Source organism: Streptomyces iranensis, assembly GCF_017874715.1.
GTDB classification, from domain to species: Bacteria; Actinomycetota; Actinomycetes; order Streptomycetales; family Streptomycetaceae; genus Streptomyces; species Streptomyces iranensis.
In genome coordinates this window covers 110,320-132,859 of the sequence record NZ_JAGGLR010000021.1, presented here as the reverse complement: position 1 = coordinate 132,859, position 22,540 = coordinate 110,320, and the positions used below count along the sequence as shown (strand labels likewise).

Below are 22,540 nucleotides of genomic sequence, written 5' to 3'. Positions count from 1 at the left end.
CTCGACCTGCACGGTGCACTGCACCTTACGTGGCAGCACTGACAGCACGGGGGTGCCAACCGCGCGGCACCGCGCGCTTCGGAAGCCGCGGCTTTTGGCCCGGATGTCAGCGCGATCTGCCATGCTCCCGTGCCATACCAAGACCGTGGCCTAGGGGGGTTCCGTGGCGAAGAAGACGCGACAGCAGACGCGGAAAAAGAAGACGCAAAAGGGGGTTGCGATTTACCATGACATGAAAGTATACGAGAACTTCGAGCGGAGTGCGCTTCGTATCTTCGAGTGTATTAAGCAAGCAGAGAAGAGCTCGCCTGGCGCCCCACGATTTCTCTATATCGACATCCAGGGTCACAGGAATGAGGCTGGTGGATACGACCACGATGCCTTCGAACTGATCAAAGATTATGCGCTCGGATTCCTGAGAGACTATTTAACGGAAATTCATACCCCTCTTTACGATGTACGGAACCCGGGTAAGCAGCGCAACGACATTCCCGACGCCTTGCAGATCAATCATCCAGATGACGGCAGTAAATACGGGTACGATGCCGGATCGCTAGGGATTCAGCCGCGAGAGAAGGAGCCAGCTAACCGGAAGACGGCGCCAACCGTTCGGGCGATTGCCGACTACCTGGGCATGGAGGAAGCCGCCTGCCTGGTGTGCTGGCGTAGGCCTGTTGAGCGGGCGCATGTTGTCCCGACTGCTCTGGGGGGCTCCATGGATGTCAGGAACTTTGCGCTGCTGTGCCGAGACCATCACGCTGAGGCTCGAGACGTGGCCGATGCGGAGAGCTTCTGGGCTTGGATCGACTACGCAGAGCTCAGGGACAGTCCGGAAAAGTGGGTGGACGCACCCGAGGAATTTAAGGAATTTCTACGGAGAAGCAATGTCCGGATCGGAAAGGAACCCCGCGAACCTCTGTCCTTCTTCTCGGCCGTGAAGGAGGAGCTGAAATCTCTCTACGGTTGGGGCGATGGTGATTTCGAGGCGATAGCTTGGTCGGAACTGATGGATGAGTTCCATAGCGTCCTGGATACAGCGACAGGGCGACACTTCTCCATCGATAAAAAGGTCTCTACTTATGCCTGGGCCTATGATATAGCGTTGAGGAGAGTTAAGGGAGTCGCTGGCCGCATCATACGTGACACTCCATGACACAGGTCGGCGGAGCGATTTTGGTCTGGAGTACCCCTGCTGTCGGCCGGGGACGGTGGTGTACTTCATCCTGGCCCAGGGCCACTTCGGGGACTGTGCCATTGCCGCTTGTGGGTGGCGATGATGGCCCGATGGCCAACTGGGATGGTGCCTCATCCATCAGCGGCAGCCTTGCGGGCAGGCGCGCCAGCGTTTTGGGGTGAAGCCGCTGATGCCGCTCTTCGACCGGCTGCGCGGCCTGGTCGGCGCCGCCGCAACGCCGGGAGTGCTCTGGTGGGACTGCGGCTGGCGGCCTGGGACGGCACCTGTCCGGAGGTGGACGACAGCCCGCAGACCATGAGCACATCCGTCGGCACGTGGCCCGTACCACCCCCCTGGCCGGCTATCCACAGTTGAGGCTGACCGTGCGGCCAAGGCTGCGGCCGAGGAGCGCCACGATCAGGCATCTGGCACGGATCTGGCACGAGATGCCTAGAGGGGTCTGGACAACAAACAAGCCCCCGGCCGCTGGCCTGGGGCTTCTGTCTGGAGCGGGTGACGGGAATCGAACCCGCGCTCTGAGCTTGGGAATCACGGGGCCTAACGGACGCGAAACCGGCCCTGATCTGCGCTAACGCGCTGCTGGCTGGGCTCCGGCGGGGTCCCTCTGAGCCCGTGATTGGCCGCTGTTCGCCGCCCTATCGGGCACGCATCGGGGACGGCGCAGCCTCATGGCAGGAGCGTCAGCGCGGGTACGTGGAGGGGTTTGATGGCATGGAAGTGGCGATGATCCAGTGTGGCGACCGTGGGCGCTTTGAGGCGCTCCGCAAGGGCGACTACTGAGGCATCGGCAACACCAAGAGGAAATCCGCGGTACTTGCATGAGTTCGGCCATGCGGGAAAGGTCGTCCCGGGCGGTTGGGGCCTGGACGAGGTCCTCTGCGGCAACAGCCTCGATGAGGTTGATCTCTGCGTCGGGGCCGACGTACTTGGCGAGCAGGTAGCAGGCTTCGGTCAGCACATACGGCGTGATCAGTAGTTCGCCGTTGTGGGACTCCAGTAGCTCGGCCAGCTCTTGTGGTCGGGATCGTTGCGGTTCAGTAGGGCGACGATGGGGCCAGTGTCAACGATCAGCATCGGCCTCGCCGAGTTCCTCGCGAGCGATGTCCTTGGCGCGAGCTCCGAGGTCGTCCGACGGTCCGTCGAAGCTTCGCAGGACGCGGAAACGGCTCGGCAGGGGCGTCCTCACCAAGCGCAGGGCGTGGCGACGCAGCTCTTCCACCTGCTCGGGCTCAAGCCGCTCGATGATGTCGTGCAGATCGCTGTAGTCATGGGCGGCAGTCATCGACTCTCCCTGTCGGCCGTCTCTGCTTCACGATAGTGCTCGACCGAGGAGACCGCCGGGGACTCTACATCTGGTGCGAGCCGTCTGGAGGGGGTTGGACAACAAACAAGCCCCGAGCCGCTGGCCTGGGGCTTCTTTGTTGGAGCGGGTGACGGGAATCGAACCCGCGCTTTGAGCTTGGGAATCACGGGGTGATCGACACTGGGCATGCCGCTGACCAGCATGAACGAATGCTGGCTGCGGGCTGGTGTGCCCGCCGCAGCACCCGTCATCGACCGTTGCTTACCGCTCTATCTGGTGCGGATCTGGTGCGTCGTCCTCCACGCATCAGTCTGTCCTAAGGGGCCCGCGCCTCATAGGGCGATCAGTCGCACGCGGTCATTGCAGAGCTTGGCCATGTCGTCGGTGTCGGAGGTGAGTACGGCGGCTGGTGGCGGCTGGCGTAGTGCTGCCTCGGCGACGGTGGCGTCGATCGCGTATTTGTGCCCGTGCAGTCCTGCTGACTTGAGTAGTTCGGCGGCAGCCTTAGCCGCCTGTTCGGTGACGGGTTCGACCTTGACGCGGGAGAGGGCCCAGTTCAGGCGTGGGAGGTTCACTCGCGAGTGGCTGACTTCGACGATGGTGTTGGCGCTGATGACGAGATCGGCTCCCATCTCGTGGAACACCTGGAACATCGCGAGAACTTTGCGGTCCTGGGCAACCCAGGCGGACAGTCCCTGGGAGTCCAGGACGACGGTCTCAAGGTGTGTGCTCACGCGGCGTCCGTGCGGCTGGCACGGTCGGCGGTGCCGAAGATCTTGGCGCGGGCTTCGGCGAGCTCTTCGTCTGTGAAGGCACCTTGTTCCTCCTGATGGCGCCGCAGATCGTCGCCGAGGAGTTGGTGGCGGATCTGGCGGGCCACCGCTTCAGCCACGTAGCCGGACACGTTGTCCGTGAGCTTCCTCAGCTCGGCGACCTGCTCGGTGGGCAGGGTGACGGTGATGCGTGTTGTGGCGGACATGAGTCGAGCATACTCCAGTATGCGTTTGATCGAAGTCCGGCTGCGAACGGCTGTCCCTGTGAAAACCAAACAAGGCCCAGGTCGCTGACCTGGGCCTTAAGCGTGGAGCGGGTGACGGGAATCGAACCCGCGCTCTGAGCTTGGGAATCACCGGGCCTTGTGTGTGTGGATCGGCTCTGACCTGCTGGAACGGGCTACATGCCGTGGCACGCCAGGGCTCCTCAAGGACTCTGATTGACCGTGGTTCACCGCCCGATCGGGCACGCATCGGGCACGACCTTGCTTCCGGATCTAGCTGGTCGGTGAGAACGGTTCGCCTTACGATCGATTTGCTGGCGTCAGGTGGCGGCTGTAGACCCGCAGCACCAGCCCATTGCCGTGGGGTACGCGCTGCGCCGCCGCTGTCGTCGATATCAATCGAGGATGTCAAGACTCACGATCCAGGCTCGGCCGATCCAAGGTGTGCAGGTACGGTTCTCCCTCCAGCGGAATGGGCTGCCCTTCGAGGTGGGCTCGACCGTTGGAAAGGAAGATGCCTCGGGCCTTGGAGACGGCGTTCCAGGCTTCCTCGGCTCTTCGCCGGGCTTCTTCGGCCCCTGGCCGAAGGACCACCGCATATTCCGCCAGTCGGCGCTCCGCGCGTTGACATTGCGCGTAGATGTCCCAGGCGAGATCGACGATCTCCATCGGCCCATGCAGCTGAACGATCATCGCTGCGTGGGCCACGTCATCCTGCCTGGAGTCCAGCGTGCTGTAGAGGGCAGGGTCGACCTGTTGCCATTCGGGGTTGATACCGAAATGTCGACCGTTGATCACGGCTTGTACGTCTACGAACGTCCGGGAGAACTGGAAAGCCGCTGTCCCCAGATCCGCGTAGGCGGCACGCCGCGCCTCCGCCCGGGATAGCTCGTGGCTCTCAGCACCGGCCACCGCCGCCGCCTCGACGGCCGATCGTCCTCCGATGCGGGCTCCGACAAGCGCCGCCAGAGCCCCCACTGCTGCCGCGACTACCGCCGCTATCCCCGCGTCCACGCTCTGCCTGACGCGCGGTGCCCGTCGAACGGTTCCAGGCCTGTGGACGAGCCCTCGGCCTGCGACGGGGAGGCCTGCGGGGTCAAAGCAATTTGTGCTGCCAGTCGGCAAAGGTGGCGCGGATCGTGGCGGCTTGATCGGCGTCGAGATCGTAGGCGGCGAACTGCTTGTTGGTGTACCGCTGGATGCGGGCGAGTGAGTCGGCGAACATGCGGCGGTCGAAGCCTGCGTCGTTCTGGGCGGCGAGGTCCATGAGTTGTTCGCGGGTGTAGCCGGCCTTCAATAGCCCCGCGACGTCGATGGCGTCGCGGACCTCGGCTCGGGCGAACAGTGCACTGGTCTTACCTGCGGCGACATCGTCGCGGTGGAGTACCGGTCCGAGGTCGGAGTCGACCGGCGTGTGGTGCAGGAATTCAGCGACGAGTTCCACCTTGCTCTGTGTGCCTGAAGCTGGGTCGGTGACGTTCAACCTGGTGTAGGTGGAAGTCAGGTGGACCTGCTCGACGATGTATCCAGCGGCTTTGTAGGCGGTGGTGATCCGCTCCGCGGCCTGTTCCATCTCGCGGCTCGCTCTGTCGAACGGTGCGAAGAGGTCCACGTCGTCACTGACTCGGTTGACGATGTGGTGGGCCTGGACGGCGTAACCGCCTGCGAGGGCGTATCCGTAGTCCTCGGCGAGAGCGTCCAGCCCGATGCGGATCAGTTGGCGGTGCAAGTCGTCCACTAGGCGGCTGCTGTCGTGGTGCCCGGTGCACGGAGTTCGGGGAAGCGAGCTTCCCAAGCGGCCTTGACGGGGAAGGGTAGAAACAGCTCCCGCCATACCTGCCGTAGAGATGTCGCGTCCAGGTACGCGTTGAGGTCGTCGCGCGTCTGGGCCTCACGGATGACTCGCTCGTACATCAGCCGGAGGTCGGCCTCGTCGGCCAGGTCGTAGACGTAGTGCGGTCCCCAGTCGATGTGGCGCGGCAGCGTGGCGCCACCAGTCGTGGGCCCACTCAGCTCGGCGAGCGACTCCGGCAGTACGTACGGCTTGGCCGCTGCATACCTGCTCATGGATCCAGCATGCCTGATGGGGACTGCCGAGCGCATCGACAGTGCGGATCGGGACACGGGGGAGTGAACGTGACCGCTGGCCATGTGCGACAGCTATCTGGCACGGAACGGGCACGGTGACCTAACAAGGCCCAGGTCGCTGACCTGGGCCTTCGTCGTGGAGCGGGTGACGGGAATCGAACCCGCGCTCTGAGCTTGGGAATCACCGGGCGTGGTGGACACCAAATCTGCGCTGACCTGCTGGAACGGGCTACCTGTCGTGGCACGCAAGGATTGCTCAAGGCACCTGAATGACCGTGGTTCACCGCCCGATCGGGCACGCATCGGGCACGACGGCCGCCGAAGGCATGGCTGCCCCCTTGATGCGAACTACGGGCCGTGCGGCCAGTGAGGTTCCCTCGGCTGTTCGGTCGGTCGTGTGCGTCGGGCAGTGATCGAGGGAGGGGGCGATCGCGCATGTTGCTGTACTTGGCTGCCACACAGCCCTCACTTAGTTCGATCACGACCCGGCTCGGCGGTGGAGCGAGGTCGGCCGAACCAAGTCCTGCTCGCGCACTGACGTGTTCGGTCGTTGATGTCACTCGTGGTGCCAGTGTGGGCTAGCGCTTCTGCGTATCTCCGGGGTGCACCTTCCCCCTCCGTTGGTGCTGCTGTGGGCTGCGGGCATGGTCGTTCACCGGCGCCCATCCCTCAACTATGACCCTTTCAGGCAAAGTGCATGCGTTGTCCCCATTTATCAGGCACTCTGGATCAACCTTCGGTGGCGAGGGAAGCCGCCGATCGCAAGGGAGGGGAACTATGGAGCACTGGTGCCTCATACGCATGGTTTCAAAGGAACTAGGTAGCAATGGCCATCACTCGCTCAAATATATTCGAGATCTTCGTGACGGCGAGAAAGGAGAAATCGACGATGCGCAAAAGTTGTTGAGGTCTTTTTCTGGCAACTGGCAAGGCAATGCCGTGGACCTTTCTTTTCAGCGCTTCAATGAAGTATTTGAAGAGTGCGTCATGGGCATACAAAAGGCCAATGGGTGCCTTAGCGACAGCGACAGATCGATGCTTTCTAGGGCAGCTGTGGAAGCGGCCGAAGCTATCTCGTCGTGGCCCAGGAAGGTTCTGGGCAGAGAATACGACAATCTAGGAGACACCCCCGAGACTCAAGAAGCGATCTCGGACGTCGCGAAGAAACTGCTTTCCGAGGGATCGCCAATTCTAGCGTTGGAGCGTATAGGCGAATGTCGCGACGATTCGCTAGTGTCAATAGCGACTGTGTCGCGCGAGGGGCGAAATCACCTTGTAGCCCATTTCCGAAAGGAAGTCCTACACGCCGCTGGGGTTCCCGGCGCCGATAATTGGGTCGTTCAAGAGTTTTTGGCCGTAGGACTTTCTCAGCTTCAGTATCTGGCGGCGACAATTCTTAAAACGCACCGGAAACAGATCGAGAAATCGGCTCAAGTTATCCTTTCTTTGCATGGAGAGACGCTTTACGGACATCCAACGCTGGTGCCAAAAGACGTGTTGGCTAACCTCGGCAAAGGGAGAGACCTGTCCTTCACTCCTGTCGAGAAGCCAAACCTTGAAGGCATCCTCCGGGCAGTAGATACGGCTGAGGGTCTTCTCGAAAGAGAGGATGACAGAAAAGTCCAACCAGGATCGCCAGCTACTTCCAAAGTCGTGCCAGTAGAGCCTGAAAAAATGCAAGAGGGCGAAGCGAAAGATCCACCCGGAGCCTCAGATCTGGCAACTCTCCTTACCTATGTCAGTAACTTAAGTACAGATTTGGAGAAGCGCTGGTCTTCTCTGGTCGAAGATGAGGGAAGCGAGCCTCAAAAGGAGGTGCTAAACAAGTGGTATTCATTCATCTCGTCACTCAAGTTCCATGTTGGCAAGCAGGATCGCAGCACTGGGCCAGAAAATCGTCCGATAGTTCGATTTCCGATGGCGGCGTCTGATTTCACACCTGACCCTGCTGTAACGCCAATTCGCAGGTCGCTGAATCAGGCAGCCATAGCCGAGATGTATGCGGTGCGAAATCTTGTGGACGTGATGCAAGGGTTGCGGCAACCGACGGCATCACAAATTGACCTGATCACGGGAAGTGAAACTCATTGGTGGGAATCTGGTGCATTTAATCTGGTTCGTAAGGCCGCCGAAGTTGCTCTCCGGATAGTCAATCGGCGAGACCAGCTAATTGAATTGGGAGAATCTCAAGATTCAAATAATCCAGAACTTGTAGGCACTTCTCGAGCCGCTGATATCGTCCTATATCTTAGTCTGAGTCGGGCGGCCATGGATCAAGGATTGCCTGAGTCCTCTCTTCTCTACTGCAGTATGACACTTCGAGGAATTGCCATAAAATTTGGCGGACGACAGGATTCGGCTGAGCAAGTAGCGAGTACTATCAGCGCTGGCTCTCGCAGCGCACTTCGAGAGCCGACGGAGCAGGTTATGGTCCTGGTGCGAGATCTAGCATCGGGGAGAGATGCGCCCTTGGAGCAAATCTTTAATCTCGCCAGTTTTTGGTACGAAGCAATAGGTCCATTGGTAGAGGAAGCCCTCGCGCATACAACCGCCGCACACGACGAATCGGCTACGCAATGACTGCAGATGAAGAAATCAACTATCGGAATCTATTTCCGTTGGGGGATGGGGCGAGACGGGAGATTGTGTGCTTCGGCTCAGTGGATGTCAGTCATGCGGTTTTCTCTCTCGCTGTGAGAGGTAAGCTAAACGACATCACGGAAGCCAAGCTGTCTATCAACAGTCGCTCCTCAATCGTAAGTAGGATGGATCTGAGTAGTCAGGTCACTGTAGAGCGAGTGCAGGGGGAATATTCGCAAATAATATTCGCTGGCTTCGTTGTTGAGGCGACCGCTGAAGCGGGCTCAATAGAAATCACATGCAGTGCTCGTCCCGAGTTCGCAGAGCGGCGTGTGGCGCCCATGGCTACCGCAGATATGCCTGCAATTGAAATGATCTACACTCTCGCACGAGGAGGTGGGCTAAATGATCAGCAAATCGAAATTCAGGATGTTCAGACGCTACCTAGCGAGGTATTCGAGGTCATCTGCCCTGTTAACGGAATAGAGGTGGATCGGCCGATTCGCCTCGGATCCGTGACAATCTCTCCAAATGGTTCTCTGGAATTGTCTTCGCTCCCAAATTTGAACGGATTGGAGAGGGAGTTTATCGAGGCGAAAGCGTATGCCGTCACCTACATAGAGAGCACTCTTGCGCTTGTTGCGGAAGAAAAAGCGATACAAGAATTTGACCTCACCCTATCCTGGCTGATAGTTCGGTCAAGGTACTCAGTTCCACCATTGCCGGATGGATCGACGGGCAGTTGGGATAGGAAGAGTCTCTTTGTGGAGCCGCATCGAGGCCGCCTTGTGTATGTGAGGGGGATTCGCAGTCACAGGCGCTGGCTGCGTGTTCCGGAGCAAGGACCCCATCTGACCATTCTGGAGCCTTCTACTCGGCACATTGGTGTCACTCGTCCACCCATCCCACGTGACCTTCCTCGGAACGTTGTTCAAGCAATTCTTGCGTGCGCTAGGGCTGCGCGAGGGGATGATGGCATTAGTCGCATTACTGCGCTTTGGGAATCCGTCGAATTCTATGTGGGCAAGACTCCTGTGCCGGATCTTTTCTCGAAGGGGGATAAGCGGGCTATTCGCAGATCCATTGCTAAGTTCGATGACCCCCTCAAAACGACCCGAATAGAAAATCTGTTGGCGGATATCAATAATCCGCCGCTCTTCGTGCGGTTTCGTCGTCGTGTTGCTTTAGACGGTGCTCCTGTGAGTCAGTCAGACGTAGATCTCTTGTCTAAGCTGCGCAAGGTCAGGAATGACGTAGTTCATGGCCGGTCCCCTCGCGAGCCTGAGAGGCATGAGGTGGATCAAGGCGTGGCTATCGTGTCGCGAATCTTGGTTCACACTGTGCACAACATTCCAGGTTCCAGGTGACAGACCGCAGTAGACTCACGATCCGCTTGGATTTCAGAGGTCGGTGGAGCGGGTTTGGGCTGGAGCTGCTTTGGGGCGAGTGATCATGGCCCCGTAAGCTTGCGGCGCGTCGGGCAGTCTGTGGACCTGCCCGTTAAAGCACGACGTTGGGGCCATGATCTTAGAGGCTCGCCCCAAAGTGGCTGCCTAAAGCCGTGGAGCCGACCGCCCCAGCCACGATGTACCCCTTCTCTGACGCTAGGTGGCTGATTGCTGTGCGCGCGGCACGGGCGGCGGCCGGGCTGGAGCGGGGCGGAGACAGGAGCGCAGGCCCGGCCGGGGGCCGGGCCGCGTGCGGTGAGCGGAGCGAGCCGCCTTGAACCTGTAGAGAAGGTTGTAACTCAGTGGCTGTTGGGCTGGTGTCGGGCGATCTTGTGTGTGGTGGGGCATGTGAACTGTTCGGCGCACGCCGGGAGGCGTTGGGCTTCGCGGTGTGCGAGCGGTAGGAAGGTGACTGGCCGGAGGATCCATTCGATGTGGGTGTCGTGCTGGGTGAGGGCGAACGTGGCTGTTTCGCCGTTGGTGAGGGCGTCTTCGGCTTCCTTGAAGCCGTGGGTGACCCAGTCCCATGCCTCGTGGGCTGTTTCCCGGTCGAGTGCTGAGGCGATGGTGCGCACGGTGACGCGGACCCAACCGGTGGCCTCGCTGGGGCTGTCGGTTTCGATGGAGGCGAGCAGGACGGAGCGGGGTCCTGTGGCTGGTGAGCGCGTCCAGCATTCGCACCAGTAGCCAGGTCGCAGCAGGGGCCTCAGCATGTGGTGACCCCCGGCTCGGGGGCTGCTACGAGCTGGGCGGTGACGGTGCGGCCGTACTGGCCGCCGGTGATGTCCAAGCGGCGGGCGAGTGCCATGACGATGGTTAATCCGCGGCCGTGGGTGTCGTCTGCGTCGGCCTCCGTAGGGCTGACTTCTTCGGGGTGGCCTCCCTCGTCGGTGACGGAGATCGCGACGGTGCGGGGCGAGAGGGAGAGCGTGAGCTGGAAGGTGCCGTAGGGGGTGCCGCTGGCGGTGTGGGTGAGGGCGTTGCTGCCGAGTTCGCTGACGATCAGCTCGGCGTCATCCGCGCAGGGGTGGTTGCTCAGGATGTCGCGGGTCCAACGGCGGGCGCGGGTGACTTCTTCTCGGGATCCTGGGCACATCAGGCCCCAAACTCGCGGAGCACTCATATACTCGTCCATACAAGTTCCTTCGTGCTGGTAGGGGCTATGGGTCGTGGGTGCGTGCTAGATGAGTCGTACGCCGTCGTGGGCGCGGACGGCCGGCGGGGATGTGTTGTCGAGCGCGTCCAGGACGCGGATCGCGTATGCCTCGTCGGCGAGCTCGGTGATCTCGTCGCGGGTGGCCCAGCGCAGGGCGCGGGTTTCCGCTCCGGTAGTCGGGGTGCCGTCGAGTGCTTCGCAGCGGAAGACCAGGGAGACGATCAGGCCGGTCATGTTCTTGTAGACGCCGGTGAGGGTCGCGGGAAGCGCGATCTTGATGCCGGTCTCTTCGAGGACTTCCCGCTGCAGGGCGTCGGGGATGGTTTCCTCGCGTTCGAGCACACCGCCGGGCGGTTCCCACTTACCGTTATCGCGTCGCTTGATCAGCAGCGCACGGCCCGCGTCGTCGACGATGACTCCGGCGACGCTCACGGAGTGCGGGCGCTCAGTGCTCACGTTCCTCGGCCCTCCCGGCTGGCTAGGCTCTCCACCGTAGCAATTCCGGTCAGCCGCTCGTCTAGATACCTAAAGGAGTACGTACACATGCCTTCCCTGACTTCCGTCCTGGGTGTACTGGACCCGACGAGCGACCGGGCGGTGTTCCGGCAGATCGCCGACGCGCTGCGGGAAGCGATCGACAAGGGGCGCTTCCGTGAGGGAGACAAGCTGCCCTCCGAAACGGAACTGGTCGACCACTTCGGCGTCTCGCGGATGACCGTCCGCAACGCTCTGTCGCTGCTCCAGCAAGAGGGGCTGGCCGTATCCGAGCATGGCAAGGGGGTCTTCGTGCGGCCCCGGCCGCCTGTGCGGCGGCTGGCCTCGGACCGGTTCGCGCGGCGGCATCGGGATCAGGGGAAGGCTGCCTTCACGGTGGAGGCGGAGGCGGCGGGCAGTCGTCCGGAGGTGGACAGCCTGGAGGTGAAGGAGGAGCGGCCTTCGCCGGGTATCTCTGCTCGGCTGGGCTCGCCTCGTAAGGTGCTGGCCCGGCGGCGGCGGTATCTGCTGGACGGGCGGCCGGTGGAGTTCGCCACCTCGTATCTGCCGCTGGATCTTGCGCGGAACACTCCGATCGCGCAGCCCAACCCTGGTCCCGGTGGCATCTATGCCCGGCTGGAGGAGATGGGGCACCGCCTGGACCACTTCGATGAGGAGATCCGGGCCCGGATGCCTTCCCCTGCCGAGGTGCGCACGCTCCAACTCGCCTCGGGTGTGCCGGTGATCCATCTGGTTCGGACTGCCTACGACACCGAGGGGCGGGCGGTGGAGGTGTGTGACACCGTGATGGCCGCTGACGCGTACGTCCTCGCCTACCAGCTTCCTGCCAACTGACGCATGGCTGGGGCGTGGTGGGCCCCGGACCGCTTCTTCTGACTCGTACACACGAAGACGCATACTCGTATAGACGAGTGGGCAAGCTGTGTGGCATGGTGGTCCCCGTTCCCGCCCGTTCGGGTTCGAAGGCCGCAACTCATCTACACAAGTAGGCGGGTTGGATGCGAGAGAAGGAGAAGTAGTTGCGTTCCATCCGAGTTGAGACCTCCGGTGCCACGGTTCTGCTGACCGAGGCGCCGGAGCCGAAGGTGAAGGACCGGCAGACTGGCGAGATCGCCAAGGACGCGCAGAGCGGTGAAGTTCTGATGCGGCTCGGCGTCGTCTACATCGACGGCGGGGAGTCCTCGCTGCTTCAGGTCACCGTGCCAGAGAGCGGTGTGACGGAGGGGCTGGCGCTCGGTTCGCCGGTCACGCTGATCGGGCTGATCGCCCGGCCCTGGGACACCGTGTTCAACGGTCAGCAGCGTCACGGGATCGCCTTCCGGGCCGAGGCCATCGCCCCGGCCGCCATATCGGTCGGTGCGGGGGCCTGAGCCTGATGGCTGACGTGATGACGCTGATGGAGGTGGGTGGCCCGGCCGCCGGAATGGTCGGCGGGGCCGCCTACCTCCGGGCCCGGCACCCGGCCGCCTACTGGTCGACCATCGGGATGCCCATCTCGACGGCCCGGCTGTTGGGGTCGTACGGGTCCGTGATGGACGCGTGCGGCCTCACCGTTCCGCCGTCGCGGCTGCGGGCCTGGGCAGTGCGGGCGCTCACCCATCGGGAGGTGCGGCCGGTGCCTCCGCGTCGGGGACTGATCCGGCCTACGCCGACCGGGCTGCGGGTCCGGCTGCGGCTGGCACCAGGGCAGGAACCTGCCGACGTGGCTGCCTCCGCCGAACGGCTGCGGCATGCCTGGGGCGTTCACGGCGCCTACGTGGAGGAGATCAAACCGGGTGTGGTCGAACTGCGGCTGATCGGCTTCGATGTGTTCCGGAAGGTCCGGATGCCTCGCAAGACCAGTGGCGGCTTCCTCAAAGTGCCGGTGGCGCTGCGGGAGGACGCGACGCCGTTCGTCCGGGACTACCGGGCTATCCCGCATCAACTGACGCTGGGCGCCACGCTGTCGGGGAAGTCGATGTTCCTGCGGCACCTGATAGCCGGGCTGGCTCGGCAGCCGGTCGCGCTGGTGGGGATCGACTGCAAGCGGGGTGTCGAACTGGCGCCGTTCGCTCCACGGTTCTCAGCCCTGGCCACCGATCCCGTACAGGCGGCGGAGCTGCTGCCCGTGCTGGTCGGGCTGATGGAGGACCGGTACGACCTGATCAAGGCCCGGCAGGGCATCGCTCCCAGCACCCCGGACGAGGAGATCACCTCTGACATCTGGGGTCTGCCGGAGGATGAGCGGCCGGTGCCCGTGGTGCTGCTCGTGGATGAGGTGGCCGAGCTGTTCCTGGTCGCCACGCGGAAGGACGAGGAACGGCGGGACGAGATGGTCACCCAGCTCATCCGGCTCGCCCAACTCGGCCGCGCAGCGGGCATCTACCTGGAGGTCTGCGGGCAGCGCTTCGGCGCCGAGTTGGGCAAGGGGGCGACGATGCTGCGGGCGCAGCTGACCGGGCGGGTCTGCCACCGCGTGAACGATGAAGCCTCCGCCAAGATGGCGCTCGGCGACATCGCCCCCGAAGCGGTCGGCGCGGCCTGCGCCATTGCTCCAGAGCGGCCCGGTCTCGCGGTCGCTGGTGATACGTCCGGTGGATGGTCCCGTATCCGTACGCCGTACCTGTCGCTGGCTGAGGCGGCCGAAGTGTGCCGCGAGACCGCTCATCTCGTGCCGGACATGCCCGCGCTGGAGCCGTTCCGGCCGGACGTGCCGGCCGTTCCGGTGAGCGCTCCGGCGTCCCTGCTCAAGCCGCTTCCGGCTGCCGAGTAATCCACCCCGTCTGACGGTTGGCGCACCGTACCCGTGCCGTGTCCCTACCCCCGCCGTGCCTGAAACCGAGAGGGAGTCCCTGTGTCCCGTCCCACCATCTCCGAGGTCTCCGCGCTCCTGGCCGACCTGGCCGACTTCCGCACACGCGGGGCCGGGAGCAACGCCGAGCTGATGAACCGCAAAGCGGACCTGCTGGAGCGCATCGCCGCTGCCCGGCCCGATGACGTTGAGGCCGCTGAGGTCGCCGCTGCCGCTCGCGCACGGGCCGACGAACTCACCGCTGAGGGCTGACCGGACCGGAAGGAGTTCCCTCATGCGCGCTTACCTGGCGCGGGTTGACGCGGTGCTCGTGCAAGCGGTCATCGCTGCCGCGCTGTCCTTCGCCCACCTGCACGACCTGGCCTCGGCGGCCGGACAGGGCGGGTGGAAGGCGTGGGCCTATCCGGTCTCCGTTGACCTGCTGCTCGTGGCGGCCTGGAAGCGGCTCCGGTCGGGGGCGTCCAAGGCTGCGGGCTGGTGCTGGTTCGTCGTCGCCCTGGCCGCGTCGCTCGGGGCGAACGTCGCCACCGCCGGGCTGCTCGACCTGGCCGACGTGCCGGACTGGCTGCGCATCCTCGTTGCCGGGTGGCCCGCTGTCGCCTTCCTCGGCGGAACCCTCCTCGCCCACACCGCACCAGCGCCCGAGACCGCGTCGGCTCCGGCTGAACTTGCCGAAGTCGTATCGGTCCCGACCGAGCCGGAAAACGCGGGGCCACCCGCCGATCCGGAACCTGAGCCGAAGCGGCCCGCTCCGCACGTTCCGGCCGCGCTCGTGAACCACGCGCGCAAGCTTGCCGACGACCACCACGCCCGTACCGGCTCGCCCATCGACACCGACACCCTTCGCGCCCGCCTCGGCGTCCCGGCGCCGTTGGCTGACGCCATCGCCTCCCGCCTCTGACAGGAGTCCACCATGCTCCACCGCTTCCGCAACATCCTGCGCGTTGGCCCGGTCCGTGTTGGCACCGCCAACGACCAACGCGGGCGCGTGAAGCACACCGCCGTGTGCACCGCCCCCCGCTGTGACTTCTCCGCCGACTACGACACCCGCGCCGCCGCCGAGCTGGCCGCCCGTACGCACCGCTGTCCCATCCGCTGAACGGAGATCGCCCGTGACCGTCAGTCTGCCCCTGGTCCTCGTCCTCGGCGCCGTCGCCTGGATCGCGATCAAGTTCATGGGCGTCCGCCTGTGGGTCGCCGTCGTGATCGCGCTCTTCGGCTTCTGGCTCGCCCACACCGGGCTTGCGCCGTTCGTGGAGTCCGGTACGCGCTCCGGCGTCGACTCCGTCAACGACCAACACAACTAGACGAGTAGCTGAGAGGAGATCGCCGTGTTCCGTCCGAAGTACCCCGAAGCCCCCAAGCCGTCGATCGTCCACGTGCCCACGGCCGTCCCGGCGGCCCAGCAGAGTCACGCTGCGGCCTGCTCCTGCCAACACGCCCCCGCGCCCGCTCAAACTCGCCCGGCCGGGGTCTTGAGCGGGATCAACGCCGGAACGGTCGGCGCCGTGGTCACGGTCGGCATCGTCCTGACGGCCCTGCTCGCCGCTGTCGCCGTCACGGCCATATCCGTCGCCGTGGCCGCCGTCGTCATGCGCTCGCTCCTGGCCAGCCAGCGCCGCCGCTAACCCCGAACGAACACGACTGCCGGGGCGGCCTCGATACCGCCAAGCATCCGCCGCCCCGGCAGCCCAACCCCTCCCGACCCAAGAGCCGAAAGAGGAGACCCCATCATCACCCGCACCACCCCGCCACCGCTGCCCGAACTGGGCAGCCTGGCAGCTCTCGGCACCATGCCTGCACTGCTCCGCCAACTCTCCGGCCTCGGCGGCTGCACCAACCCCATCCGCCTCGACGGCCACCGCACCGAACACCACCTCAACCAGGACACTGGCGAGATCGGCCGCGTTCTCCGACACCTGGACTCCGCCGAGCTGCCTGCTGGGCATCTCCTGGTCCGCTGCAACAACCGCCGCATCACCCGGTGCGCGGCCTGCGCCGAGACCTACCGCCGCGACACCTTCCACCTGATCACCGCCGGACTACGCGGCGGCAAAGGCACACCGGAACAGGTCGCCACCCACCCGCGAGTCTTCGCCACCTTTACCGCGCCCAGCTTCGGCCCGGTCCATAACCGGCCCACCGGCCCGGCTGGCACGGTCCGTCCGTGTCGGTGCGGCGTCCGCCACGAACAGGACGACGACGCACTTGGTACACCGCTCAACCCGGACACCTACGACTACGAATCCGCGGTGCTCTGGAACGCTCACGCGGGCCTGCTGTGGCGGCGGTTCTCGATCTACCTGCGGCGGGAGGTCGCCAAGCGGGCCGGGCTCACGCAACGGGTCTTCCGCGACCATGCGCGGCTGTCCTTCGCCAAGGTCGCCGAGTACCAAAAGCGCGGCGCCGTCCACTTCCATGCCGTGATCCGCATCGACGGCCCCGAGGGTGGCGACACCCCGCCTCCGGGCTGGGCCACGGCCGAGCTGCTGACCGATGCCATCCGCGCTGCCACAACCGCCGCTACGACCAGGGCCCAGGTCGTCGGTCCTGTCATCGATGGCCGGGCCCACACCTTCGCCTTCGGCGGGCAGCTCGACGTACGGCCCATCCGAGGCGCCGACTTCAACGGTGGCCAGGAGCTGACCGACCGGGCCGTGGCCGCGTACATCGCCAAGTACGCCACCAAGGGCGCCGAGACCGCGACGGGGGCCCTGGATCGGCCCATACGGCTCATCGCCGAAGTCGCCCAGCTCGACATCAGCGAGCACGTCTGCCGCCTCGTCCGCACTGCTTGGGCGCTCGGCGCTCGCAGGGACCTGGAACACCTCCGGCTCCGCGCCTGGGCTCACATGCTCGGCTTCCGGGGCCACTTCTCGACCAAGTCTCGTCGCTACTCCACCACCCTCGGCGCGCTCCGGGATGCCCGTGCTGCCTGGCGACGTGCTCAGGCTGCGGCCATCGACACTGGCCCGGACGAGACCACGCTTGTCCTCGCCCACTGGGTCTACGCCGGTACCGGCCTCACCCCCGCTGAGGAATGGCTCACCGCCTCCATTACCCCCGCTCCTGGAACGGAAGGAGAACCGACCCATGCGTGACCGGTACCTCAGCGCTGCTCAAGTGGCCGAGCTGCTGGGCACCACGGACCGTTTCCCTCGGCGGCTGGTCGCTGAGCGGCGCATCAAGTACGTGAAGGTGGGGCGCCATGTCCGCATCCCGGAGAGCGTCATTCAGGAGTACATCGACGCCAACACGGTGCAGCCTCGGCGTCGGCGTCTTGGGCGGGCTGCCTGATGCCGAAGAAGAAGCCATCGAAGAAGCGGCGCTTCGGGCGTGTTCGCAAGCTGCCCTCCGGTCGCTATCAGGCGCGGTACCTCGGCCCCGATGGCATCGACCGCCCGGCACCAGTCACCTTCGCCACGGCCGGGGAGGCAGATGACTGGCTGGCGGAGCAGCAGACGGAGGTACGCAAGGGCGACTGGCAGGACCCCGACGCGGGGGCGGTCAACTTCGGCGAGTACGCCGCGCAGTGGGTCGATGAACGGGACCTCTCCGCGACCACTGAAGAGCTGTACCGGCGCCTTCTGCGGCTGCACATACAGCCCACCTTCCGGGCCTGGGACCTGGATGAGATCACCCCGCCCAGAGTCCGCACATGGCGGGCTGAGCGGCTCAAGGCCACCGGGGAAACGACCGTCGCCAAGTCGTACCGGCTGGTGAAAGCGATCCTGGAAACGGCGGTTGAGGACGAGCTGATCCGCCGCAATCCATGCCGCATTCGAGGGGCGGGCAAGGAGTCGGCTCCTGAGCGACCCGTCGCCACTGTGGACCAGGTGGACGCCCTCGCGGACGCGATCGGGCCCCGCTGGCGCCTCATGGTCTACATCGCGGCGTACGGGCCCGCACGGCCGGAGGAGCAAGCCGAGCTGCGGCGGCCTGACGTGGACCTGGAAACGGTCGGTGTATGGGTGCGCCGGGCCGCTCCCGAGCTGACGACAGGGCGGCGCGTTGTCGGTGACACCAAGTCCGAAGCGGGGAAGCGGTTCATCGTCCTGCCCGGCTTCCTACGGAAGGACCTGGAGCGCCATCTGAAGTGGTTCGCCGAGAAGGAGCCCAACGGGTTGCTGTTCGTTGGGGAGAAGGGGGCGCCGTTCCGTCGGTCTTCCTTCGGGCGGAAATGGCGACGGGCGCGGGCGAAAGTCGGACTTCCCGACGACTTCCGTTTCTACGATCTTCGTCACACCGGGCACACGCTCTCGACCCAATCCGGGGCGACGCTCAAAGACACCATGGTCCGTGCCGGCCAGTCCTCCGAGCGGGCCGCGCTGATCTACCAGCACTCCAACCTCGACCGTCAGAAGGAGGTCGCCGCCGCCCTGGACGCTCGCGTACGGGCACACCGTGAGACGGCCCAGCAAGCCGACGGGCCATCGGGCACGCAACGGGCACGGGAGGCATAAAGAGGTCTAGACAACAAACAAGGCCCAGGTCGCTGACCTGGGCCTTCGCTATGGAGCGGGTGACGGGAATCGAACCCGCGCTCTGAGCTTGGGAATCACCGACGCTTTTCGGGACTGTCGTGCGGATGACCAGGGGAAACGTGACCAGCAGGGCGTGTGGGGGTGGACTTGATCGCCCCGTTAATGACCGCTGCTGACTGCTGCGAAGGGCATGGATAGGGCACGAGGCCAGCGAATGCGCAGGAGGTTCTTCACTTCCGTCATTCAGCGGGCTGCATGCCCGCAAGGCCCACCGCTCCCAGGCTGACCTTGCATTCGCAAACCCGAGCGCCAGGGGCGAACCTGCCGGTCATACCTCTACCGTGACGAGCCGGTCGGCGGTGCCTCCGCACCACTCGACCAGGAAGAGGGTCGCGTCGTCGGTGGTGACCCCGCCCCGTTCTCGCATCAGGGCATGGGACAGGCCGCGCACCATCTCCTGCACACTTTCACCCACGCACCCCGCGCGGTCCACGAAGGCGAGCATGCGCTCCTCGCCGAACGGCTCGTCGCCGACGTGGTGCTCCTCGACGAGACCGTCGGTGAAGAAGAGGATCCGGTCGCCGCGGGACAGCTCCTGCTCGCTGACCTGCGGAATGGCCCCGCCGAAGCCGACGGGCAGGGTGCCCGGGCTCTCCAGCGCCTGGATGACGCGGTGGTCGCGGATCAGCAGCGGCGACGGGTGACCGGCGTTGACCCATTGCAGGTGGCCGGTTCCGATATCCAGGCGCATCATCTGTGACGAAGTGGTCGGGCCCGAACTGCTCGTCGATGGCCGTATCCATGAACATGTACAGCTCGGCGAGACCGACATCGGCGCGTCTGGCGTGCCGGTAGGCGCCGACGGCGACGGTGGCCAGCACGGCGGCGTCCAGCCCGTGCCCCATGGCATCGATGACGGCCATGTGCAGGATGTTGTCGTTCAGGGCGTAGCCGAAGCTGTCACCCGCGACGTCGTAGGCAGGCTCGAGGATTCCGGCCACCGCGACCTGCGGTGTGATCATGGTCAGCGGGGGCAGCAGTGACCATTGGATCTCCGCGGCCAGGGTCATCGGCTCACGGCGGCGGGCCTGGAAGAACTGATCGGTGTAGCTGTTCTTGGTGACCAGCATGTCGGCGACCAGGCCGGCGAGGCGCCGCAGCAACCGCCGGTCGTCGTCATCGACGCTGTTCAGGGTGACGGCCAGCACCCCCACCTCGTCGCTGCCGTCCAGCAGCGGCAGGAACATCCGTACGCCATCGGCCTGCGGATGTTCCACCGGCGCCGCGCTCAGAAAAGCCCTGCCGGCCTGAGAATCGTCGATCCGCTCGGGCTCCCCGACCACGAGTCTCATGCCCGGCAGGGGAGCCAATATCAGCTGGTCGTAGTCCTGGAGGAGGATCGAGACGTCCCGCCCGCCGATCCTGCCCACTTCCTCAGCGACCAGCGGCGCGATCAGCTGGGGCGGCATCTCGTGAGCCCGGTCCAGCAGTACGCCCAGCAGCCGTTCACCGAATCCCTCTGACCGGTCCACCGTGACTTTGCGGAGGCCCTCTTCACCTTCTGTCATGGCGACCTCGTTTCGTCGCACCGTCCTCACCCAGAGGTAAGCGCTTGTGCCGCTTGCCGCGCTGTGGCCGTCCCGCCCCCTCCACCCCGGCGTCGCCGCGCTTCCCTCAACGGCTCCGGCGTGGAAACACCGGAGCCGCCCTTTCGGGTCGGTTGCACGTGAGAGTGAACCGGCCCATTTGTCACCCTACGCCGGGCGCACCTTTCCGGCATAACGAACATTTCGGGTCCACTGACGGGCATCCCTTCAGACTTCGTCCGTCTGCGTGGCCTCCTGCCCGGAGGGCCGACTTGCTACCAGCCAGGACCGCGCCGGCTCTGCCGTGTGCGTGGTGTCCACGGTGAGATGGAGGCGGGTTCCGCCGTCCGCACCGGCGGGATAGCTCCGCTGTTCGGCGCCGGCGAAGCAGCGACGGAGTACCTCCGCGACCTGACGGGCGACCTCGGGGGACGCGGCGACGATACGCACCTCGGCGCGCCCTGCCGGGAGTGATTCCGGTGGCTGCATGGTGACCCCGTTCATCAGGAAGGCGCTCCGCTGGGTGTGGGGCCCCGCTGCGCGCCCACCGGACCCGGTCAGGAGAAGGCCATGCGTCGTCCGCGGCCCGTCGCGGTGTTCGGGGTGAGGAGGGGGCGACGCGTGATCAGACGGGCTTGCTGGCTGTCGGCTCTTCCGGCTCCGTCTGCCGACTCCCGGCAGGGCATCGCTGTAGTGGAATGCTGCGATTCGCTCGTTGTGCCGGCCATTGAGCAGGTGGATCAGCAGCACTCCGAGCATGATCATGCCGATGATCACGGACACCGTGATGACGGTCTCCACATCCTCACCTCCCTTGGAACTCGGGAGTCCGGTGGAGCTCAGGAGTCCGGCCGGGTTCGGCCTCCGGCCGCCATTGAGGCGGCCCACCATCGGTCTCCCACTCCTCCTCCCGGCTGAGATCCTCCCCGGCCTCACGGAAGGCGGTTTCGCTCGCCATCAGACCGCTGGCGGTGAGGAGGCCACCGACGGTGGCCGCGGCGGCCATCAGCCGGGCGGCTGCTGCCGCACTCGTCTCCGGCGGGATCACCAGGAGGTCCCAGCGGCCTGCGGCGTAGGACAGCAGGATCAACTTATGCGGGTCCTGCTCATCGGTGAACCAGCCCACGCTCACCGTTTGCCCGGTCGCCGGCACCTTGCGCGGAATCACGGGCCAGTGGGCCGGGTTCACGGAGACCCGCGTGATCCGGCCCCAGCATGCGTCCAGCACGTCCGTCAGGGTGGGCAGCTCACGGAGGAGATCGCGGGAGCGAGGCCACCACGCACCGTCCAGAAGACCCGGAACCGGGCTGGACGGCGTCAGTGACAAGCGGGCCGACGCTGACGAGGTCACACACTCATCGGTCGTCGTACGGTCGACGGTCACGGTCATGGCGCGGACCCGTCCCCGGGCATGTCTTGCGACGTCCCGGTGTTGTTGCTCGCCGAAAACAACACCCGCGTGGAAGCCGGTGTGCGAAATGCTCCCGGTGTTTTCACTGTACTCCGGGGCGTGCCCCCGGCCCGCGTGCGATCAGTCACTTCTCCAGGACCCGGGTCCGGTTTCCGCAGGGCGCGGCTGAGCCTGTGAGTGGGCTCCCGGAGTACGGTGAAACCGGCGGTCCACCGAACCCCGCAGGGGGTGAGCAGACCATGTCCGACGCCGACACCCCGCATGAAGTGAATCTTCTGCCGGACGCGATCCAGCATGCCGTGAAACCGGGAACAGCCCTGCTGCGGTTGGCGACGACACATACCCGCGAGGGCATCCTCGACGGTGCGTGGTGGCCGCGATCCCGCGACATAGGCACCGAGCTTCCCGCCCTGGTCACCGCGCTGACCGTGCACCTCGGACCCGTCGTGCGCGTCGGTCTGGACGCCGGTGCCTGGGAAGAACTGCCGACACGACTGACCATCGACGACCGCATCGTGCACATCGACTCGTTCCCGGTGGGTGACGACACCATCCTCATCACCCGAGGCGATCGAGACCTCTTCTCCCTGCTGGTGATCCCGCCGCACGCGACGCCCGACGCGGCACGCGCGGCGATGGCCCGGGCCGTCCGCGCCGACAACATCACACCGGCCAAGCAAATCCTCATCGACACCGGCACCGGCCGAGCCCGCCCGATTGCCGAGGAAGGCGCGCACACAGGCCCGGAACGCCGTAGCACGTCCTGACGACCCCCTTGCGGTGCGACCACAGCCTCAGCCTGCTGACACCCAGTAAGGCACCGACGTCACACCCCCTGATGAACGGCCGCCCGCGAACTCTGCCTGATCGCCGCCTCATGTGCCCATTGCGACTCCTTCTGGTGGCTCTGCGCCCGTCTATGCGGATCGAACGGCGTTGCCGCCCCGTTCGGCCCGCCCACTCGTGGTGGGGAAGGGCGGGCCAGGGCGAGGCGAAGCATGGTGGC

General features: G+C 64.9%; 25 protein-coding genes and 1 pseudogene. 14 read left to right on the top strand and 12 right to left on the bottom strand.

The annotated features are described in order from the left end of the window. The first annotated feature begins 163 nt into the window (after positions 1-163). Positions 164-1,153: an HNH endonuclease signature motif containing protein gene (locus J2Z30_RS50030; protein ID WP_245388738.1), complete on the top strand. Its 990-nt coding sequence runs from the start codon at positions 164-166 to the stop codon at positions 1,151-1,153. A gap of 1,102 nt (positions 1,154-2,255) precedes the next feature. Here J2Z30_RS50030 and J2Z30_RS33975 read toward each other — a convergent pair. The 6 genes from J2Z30_RS33975 to J2Z30_RS33950 form a co-directional block, all read right to left on the bottom strand. Further along, entirely contained in the window at positions 2,256-2,477 is a 222-nt protein-coding gene (locus J2Z30_RS33975; RefSeq protein WP_044572311.1) for a hypothetical protein, read from the bottom strand. 353 nt (positions 2,478-2,830) lie between these two features. Beyond that, positions 2,831-3,232, bottom strand: a complete 402-nt coding sequence (locus J2Z30_RS33970) for a PIN domain-containing protein (protein WP_044572310.1) — start codon at positions 3,230-3,232, stop codon at positions 2,831-2,833. Then, positions 3,229-3,477 carry a type II toxin-antitoxin system CcdA family antitoxin gene (locus J2Z30_RS33965; RefSeq protein WP_044572308.1) on the bottom strand — a complete coding sequence of 83 codons (249 nt, stop codon included), beginning with the start codon at positions 3,475-3,477 and terminating at the stop codon, positions 3,229-3,231. The genes J2Z30_RS33970 and J2Z30_RS33965 overlap by 4 nt, the downstream gene beginning before the upstream one ends. 426 nt (positions 3,478-3,903) lie before the next feature. Beyond that, entirely contained in the window at positions 3,904-4,407 is a 504-nt protein-coding gene (locus J2Z30_RS33960) for a hypothetical protein (RefSeq protein WP_044572306.1), read from the bottom strand. 184 nt (positions 4,408-4,591) lie between these two features. After that, positions 4,592-5,233 carry a nucleotidyl transferase AbiEii/AbiGii toxin family protein gene (locus tag J2Z30_RS33955; RefSeq protein WP_037954118.1) on the bottom strand — a complete coding sequence of 214 codons (642 nt, stop codon included), beginning with the start codon at positions 5,231-5,233 and terminating at the stop codon, positions 4,592-4,594. Beyond that, positions 5,233-5,562 (bottom strand): hypothetical protein, encoded by a 330-nt coding sequence (locus J2Z30_RS33950; RefSeq protein WP_037954120.1) that lies wholly within the window; start codon positions 5,560-5,562, stop codon positions 5,233-5,235. The genes J2Z30_RS33955 and J2Z30_RS33950 overlap by 1 nt, the downstream gene beginning before the upstream one ends. 798 nt (positions 5,563-6,360) lie before the next feature. On the opposite strand from J2Z30_RS33950, the gene J2Z30_RS33945 reads away from it, so the two are divergent. After that, entirely contained in the window at positions 6,361-8,163 is a 1,803-nt protein-coding gene (locus tag J2Z30_RS33945; protein WP_209468941.1) for a hypothetical protein, read from the top strand. Between the two features lie 1,747 nt (positions 8,164-9,910). On the opposite strand, the gene J2Z30_RS33940 is transcribed toward J2Z30_RS33945, so the two are convergent. From J2Z30_RS33940 to J2Z30_RS33930, 3 genes are read right to left on the bottom strand one after another with little or no spacing between them, the layout of a single operon-like run. Beyond that, positions 9,911-10,324, bottom strand: coding sequence for a hypothetical protein (locus J2Z30_RS33940; protein ID WP_044572302.1), 414 nt, complete (start codon positions 10,322-10,324; stop codon positions 9,911-9,913). Then, positions 10,318-10,746, bottom strand: a complete 429-nt coding sequence (locus tag J2Z30_RS33935) for an ATP-binding protein (protein ID WP_044572300.1) — start codon at positions 10,744-10,746, stop codon at positions 10,318-10,320. Before J2Z30_RS33935 ends, J2Z30_RS33940 begins: the two co-directional genes overlap by 7 nt. Positions 10,747-10,791: 45 nt before the next feature. Beyond that, positions 10,792-11,199: an NUDIX hydrolase gene (locus J2Z30_RS33930; protein ID WP_044572298.1), complete on the bottom strand. Its 408-nt coding sequence runs from the start codon at positions 11,197-11,199 to the stop codon at positions 10,792-10,794. A 111-nt stretch (positions 11,200-11,310) separates the two neighbouring features. On the opposite strand from J2Z30_RS33930, the gene J2Z30_RS33925 reads away from it, so the two are divergent. The 11 genes from J2Z30_RS33925 to J2Z30_RS33875 all read left to right on the top strand — a co-directional run bounded on the left by J2Z30_RS33925 (position 11,311) and on the right by J2Z30_RS33875 (position 18,516). Next, a complete protein-coding gene (locus J2Z30_RS33925; RefSeq protein ID WP_044572295.1) occupies positions 11,311-12,096 on the top strand; it encodes a GntR family transcriptional regulator in 786 nt (261 codons plus the stop codon). A 185-nt stretch (positions 12,097-12,281) separates the two neighbouring features. After that, on the top strand, positions 12,282-12,632 hold the full coding sequence (locus tag J2Z30_RS33920; protein ID WP_044572293.1) for an SCO3933 family regulatory protein: 351 nt from the start codon (positions 12,282-12,284) through the stop codon (positions 12,630-12,632). A gap of 5 nt (positions 12,633-12,637) precedes the next feature. Beyond that, positions 12,638-14,014, top strand: a complete 1,377-nt coding sequence (locus J2Z30_RS33915; RefSeq protein WP_044572291.1) for an FtsK/SpoIIIE domain-containing protein — start codon at positions 12,638-12,640, stop codon at positions 14,012-14,014. A gap of 81 nt (positions 14,015-14,095) precedes the next feature. Then, a complete protein-coding gene (locus J2Z30_RS33910) occupies positions 14,096-14,305 on the top strand; it encodes a hypothetical protein (RefSeq protein WP_044572289.1) in 210 nt (69 codons plus the stop codon). 22 nt (positions 14,306-14,327) lie between these two features. Continuing rightward, the gene (locus tag J2Z30_RS33905; RefSeq protein ID WP_044572287.1) at positions 14,328-14,954 is read left to right on the top strand and encodes a DUF2637 domain-containing protein; all 627 of its coding nucleotides are present in this window, start codon (positions 14,328-14,330) and stop codon (positions 14,952-14,954) included. Between the two features lie 12 nt (positions 14,955-14,966). Beyond that, positions 14,967-15,152, top strand: a complete 186-nt coding sequence (locus J2Z30_RS33900; protein ID WP_044572285.1) for a mobile element transfer protein — start codon at positions 14,967-14,969, stop codon at positions 15,150-15,152. A 13-nt stretch (positions 15,153-15,165) separates the two neighbouring features. Next, complete coding sequence (locus J2Z30_RS33895; protein WP_044572283.1) at positions 15,166-15,360, top strand: hypothetical protein; 195 nt, start codon at positions 15,166-15,168, stop codon at positions 15,358-15,360. A 24-nt stretch (positions 15,361-15,384) separates the two neighbouring features. Continuing rightward, on the top strand, positions 15,385-15,681 hold the full coding sequence (locus tag J2Z30_RS33890) for a hypothetical protein (RefSeq protein WP_044572281.1): 297 nt from the start codon (positions 15,385-15,387) through the stop codon (positions 15,679-15,681). A 165-nt stretch (positions 15,682-15,846) separates the two neighbouring features. Beyond that, positions 15,847-17,154, top strand: a complete 1,308-nt coding sequence (locus J2Z30_RS33885; RefSeq protein WP_044572279.1) for a replication initiator — start codon at positions 15,847-15,849, stop codon at positions 17,152-17,154. Next, complete coding sequence (locus J2Z30_RS33880; RefSeq protein ID WP_044572277.1) at positions 17,147-17,350, top strand: excisionase family DNA-binding protein; 204 nt, start codon at positions 17,147-17,149, stop codon at positions 17,348-17,350. Before J2Z30_RS33885 ends, J2Z30_RS33880 begins: the two co-directional genes overlap by 8 nt. Continuing rightward, positions 17,350-18,516 carry a tyrosine-type recombinase/integrase gene (locus J2Z30_RS33875; protein WP_078956767.1) on the top strand — a complete coding sequence of 389 codons (1,167 nt, stop codon included), beginning with the start codon at positions 17,350-17,352 and terminating at the stop codon, positions 18,514-18,516. Before J2Z30_RS33880 ends, J2Z30_RS33875 begins: the two co-directional genes overlap by 1 nt. 349 nt (positions 18,517-18,865) lie before the next feature. Here J2Z30_RS33875 and J2Z30_RS33870 read toward each other — a convergent pair. The 3 genes and pseudogenes from J2Z30_RS33870 to J2Z30_RS33855 all read right to left on the bottom strand — a co-directional run bounded on the left by J2Z30_RS33870 (position 18,866) and on the right by J2Z30_RS33855 (position 21,513). Then, positions 18,866-20,105, bottom strand: a pseudogene (locus tag J2Z30_RS33870) (PP2C family protein-serine/threonine phosphatase). Between the two features lie 246 nt (positions 20,106-20,351). Next, positions 20,352-20,612: a hypothetical protein gene (locus tag J2Z30_RS33865; protein ID WP_044581650.1), complete on the bottom strand. Its 261-nt coding sequence runs from the start codon at positions 20,610-20,612 to the stop codon at positions 20,352-20,354. A gap of 316 nt (positions 20,613-20,928) precedes the next feature. Next, positions 20,929-21,513, bottom strand: a complete 585-nt coding sequence (locus J2Z30_RS33855; protein ID WP_052701450.1) for a DUF5994 family protein — start codon at positions 21,511-21,513, stop codon at positions 20,929-20,931. A 260-nt stretch (positions 21,514-21,773) separates the two neighbouring features. Between J2Z30_RS33855 and J2Z30_RS33850 the strand changes: the two genes are divergently transcribed. Continuing rightward, positions 21,774-22,301, top strand: coding sequence for a DUF5994 family protein (locus J2Z30_RS33850; RefSeq protein ID WP_044572275.1), 528 nt, complete (start codon positions 21,774-21,776; stop codon positions 22,299-22,301). Positions 22,302-22,540 lie beyond the last annotated feature (239 nt).

Bases quoted from the DNA above. Each gene is read 5' to 3' on its own strand.
- J2Z30_RS33865 (WP_044581650.1), bottom strand. From the start codon at position 20,612: ATGCAGCCACCGGAATCACTCCCGGCAGGGCGCGCCGAGGTGCGTATC.
- J2Z30_RS33850 (WP_044572275.1), top strand. From the start codon at position 21,774: ATGTCCGACGCCGACACCCCGCATGAAGTGAATCTTCTGCCGGACGCG.
- J2Z30_RS33880 (WP_044572277.1), top strand. From the start codon at position 17,147: ATGCGTGACCGGTACCTCAGCGCTGCTCAAGTGGCCGAGCTGCTGGGC.
- J2Z30_RS33965 (WP_044572308.1), bottom strand. From the start codon at position 3,477: ATGTCCGCCACAACACGCATCACCGTCACCCTGCCCACCGAGCAGGTC.
- J2Z30_RS33900 (WP_044572285.1), top strand. From the start codon at position 14,967: ATGCTCCACCGCTTCCGCAACATCCTGCGCGTTGGCCCGGTCCGTGTT.
- J2Z30_RS33935 (WP_044572300.1), bottom strand. From the start codon at position 10,746: ATGGACGAGTATATGAGTGCTCCGCGAGTTTGGGGCCTGATGTGCCCA.
- J2Z30_RS33915 (WP_044572291.1), top strand. From the start codon at position 12,638: ATGGCTGACGTGATGACGCTGATGGAGGTGGGTGGCCCGGCCGCCGGA.
- J2Z30_RS33945 (WP_209468941.1), top strand. From the start codon at position 6,361: ATGGAGCACTGGTGCCTCATACGCATGGTTTCAAAGGAACTAGGTAGC.
- J2Z30_RS33855 (WP_052701450.1), bottom strand. From the start codon at position 21,513: ATGACCGTGACCGTCGACCGTACGACGACCGATGAGTGTGTGACCTCG.
- J2Z30_RS33940 (WP_044572302.1), bottom strand. From the start codon at position 10,324: ATGCTGAGGCCCCTGCTGCGACCTGGCTACTGGTGCGAATGCTGGACG.
- J2Z30_RS33950 (WP_037954120.1), bottom strand. From the start codon at position 5,562: ATGAGCAGGTATGCAGCGGCCAAGCCGTACGTACTGCCGGAGTCGCTC.
- J2Z30_RS33875 (WP_078956767.1), top strand. From the start codon at position 17,350: ATGCCGAAGAAGAAGCCATCGAAGAAGCGGCGCTTCGGGCGTGTTCGC.
- J2Z30_RS33925 (WP_044572295.1), top strand. From the start codon at position 11,311: ATGCCTTCCCTGACTTCCGTCCTGGGTGTACTGGACCCGACGAGCGAC.
- J2Z30_RS33905 (WP_044572287.1), top strand. From the start codon at position 14,328: ATGCGCGCTTACCTGGCGCGGGTTGACGCGGTGCTCGTGCAAGCGGTC.
- J2Z30_RS33975 (WP_044572311.1), bottom strand. From the start codon at position 2,477: ATGACTGCCGCCCATGACTACAGCGATCTGCACGACATCATCGAGCGG.
- J2Z30_RS33885 (WP_044572279.1), top strand. From the start codon at position 15,847: ATGCCTGCACTGCTCCGCCAACTCTCCGGCCTCGGCGGCTGCACCAAC.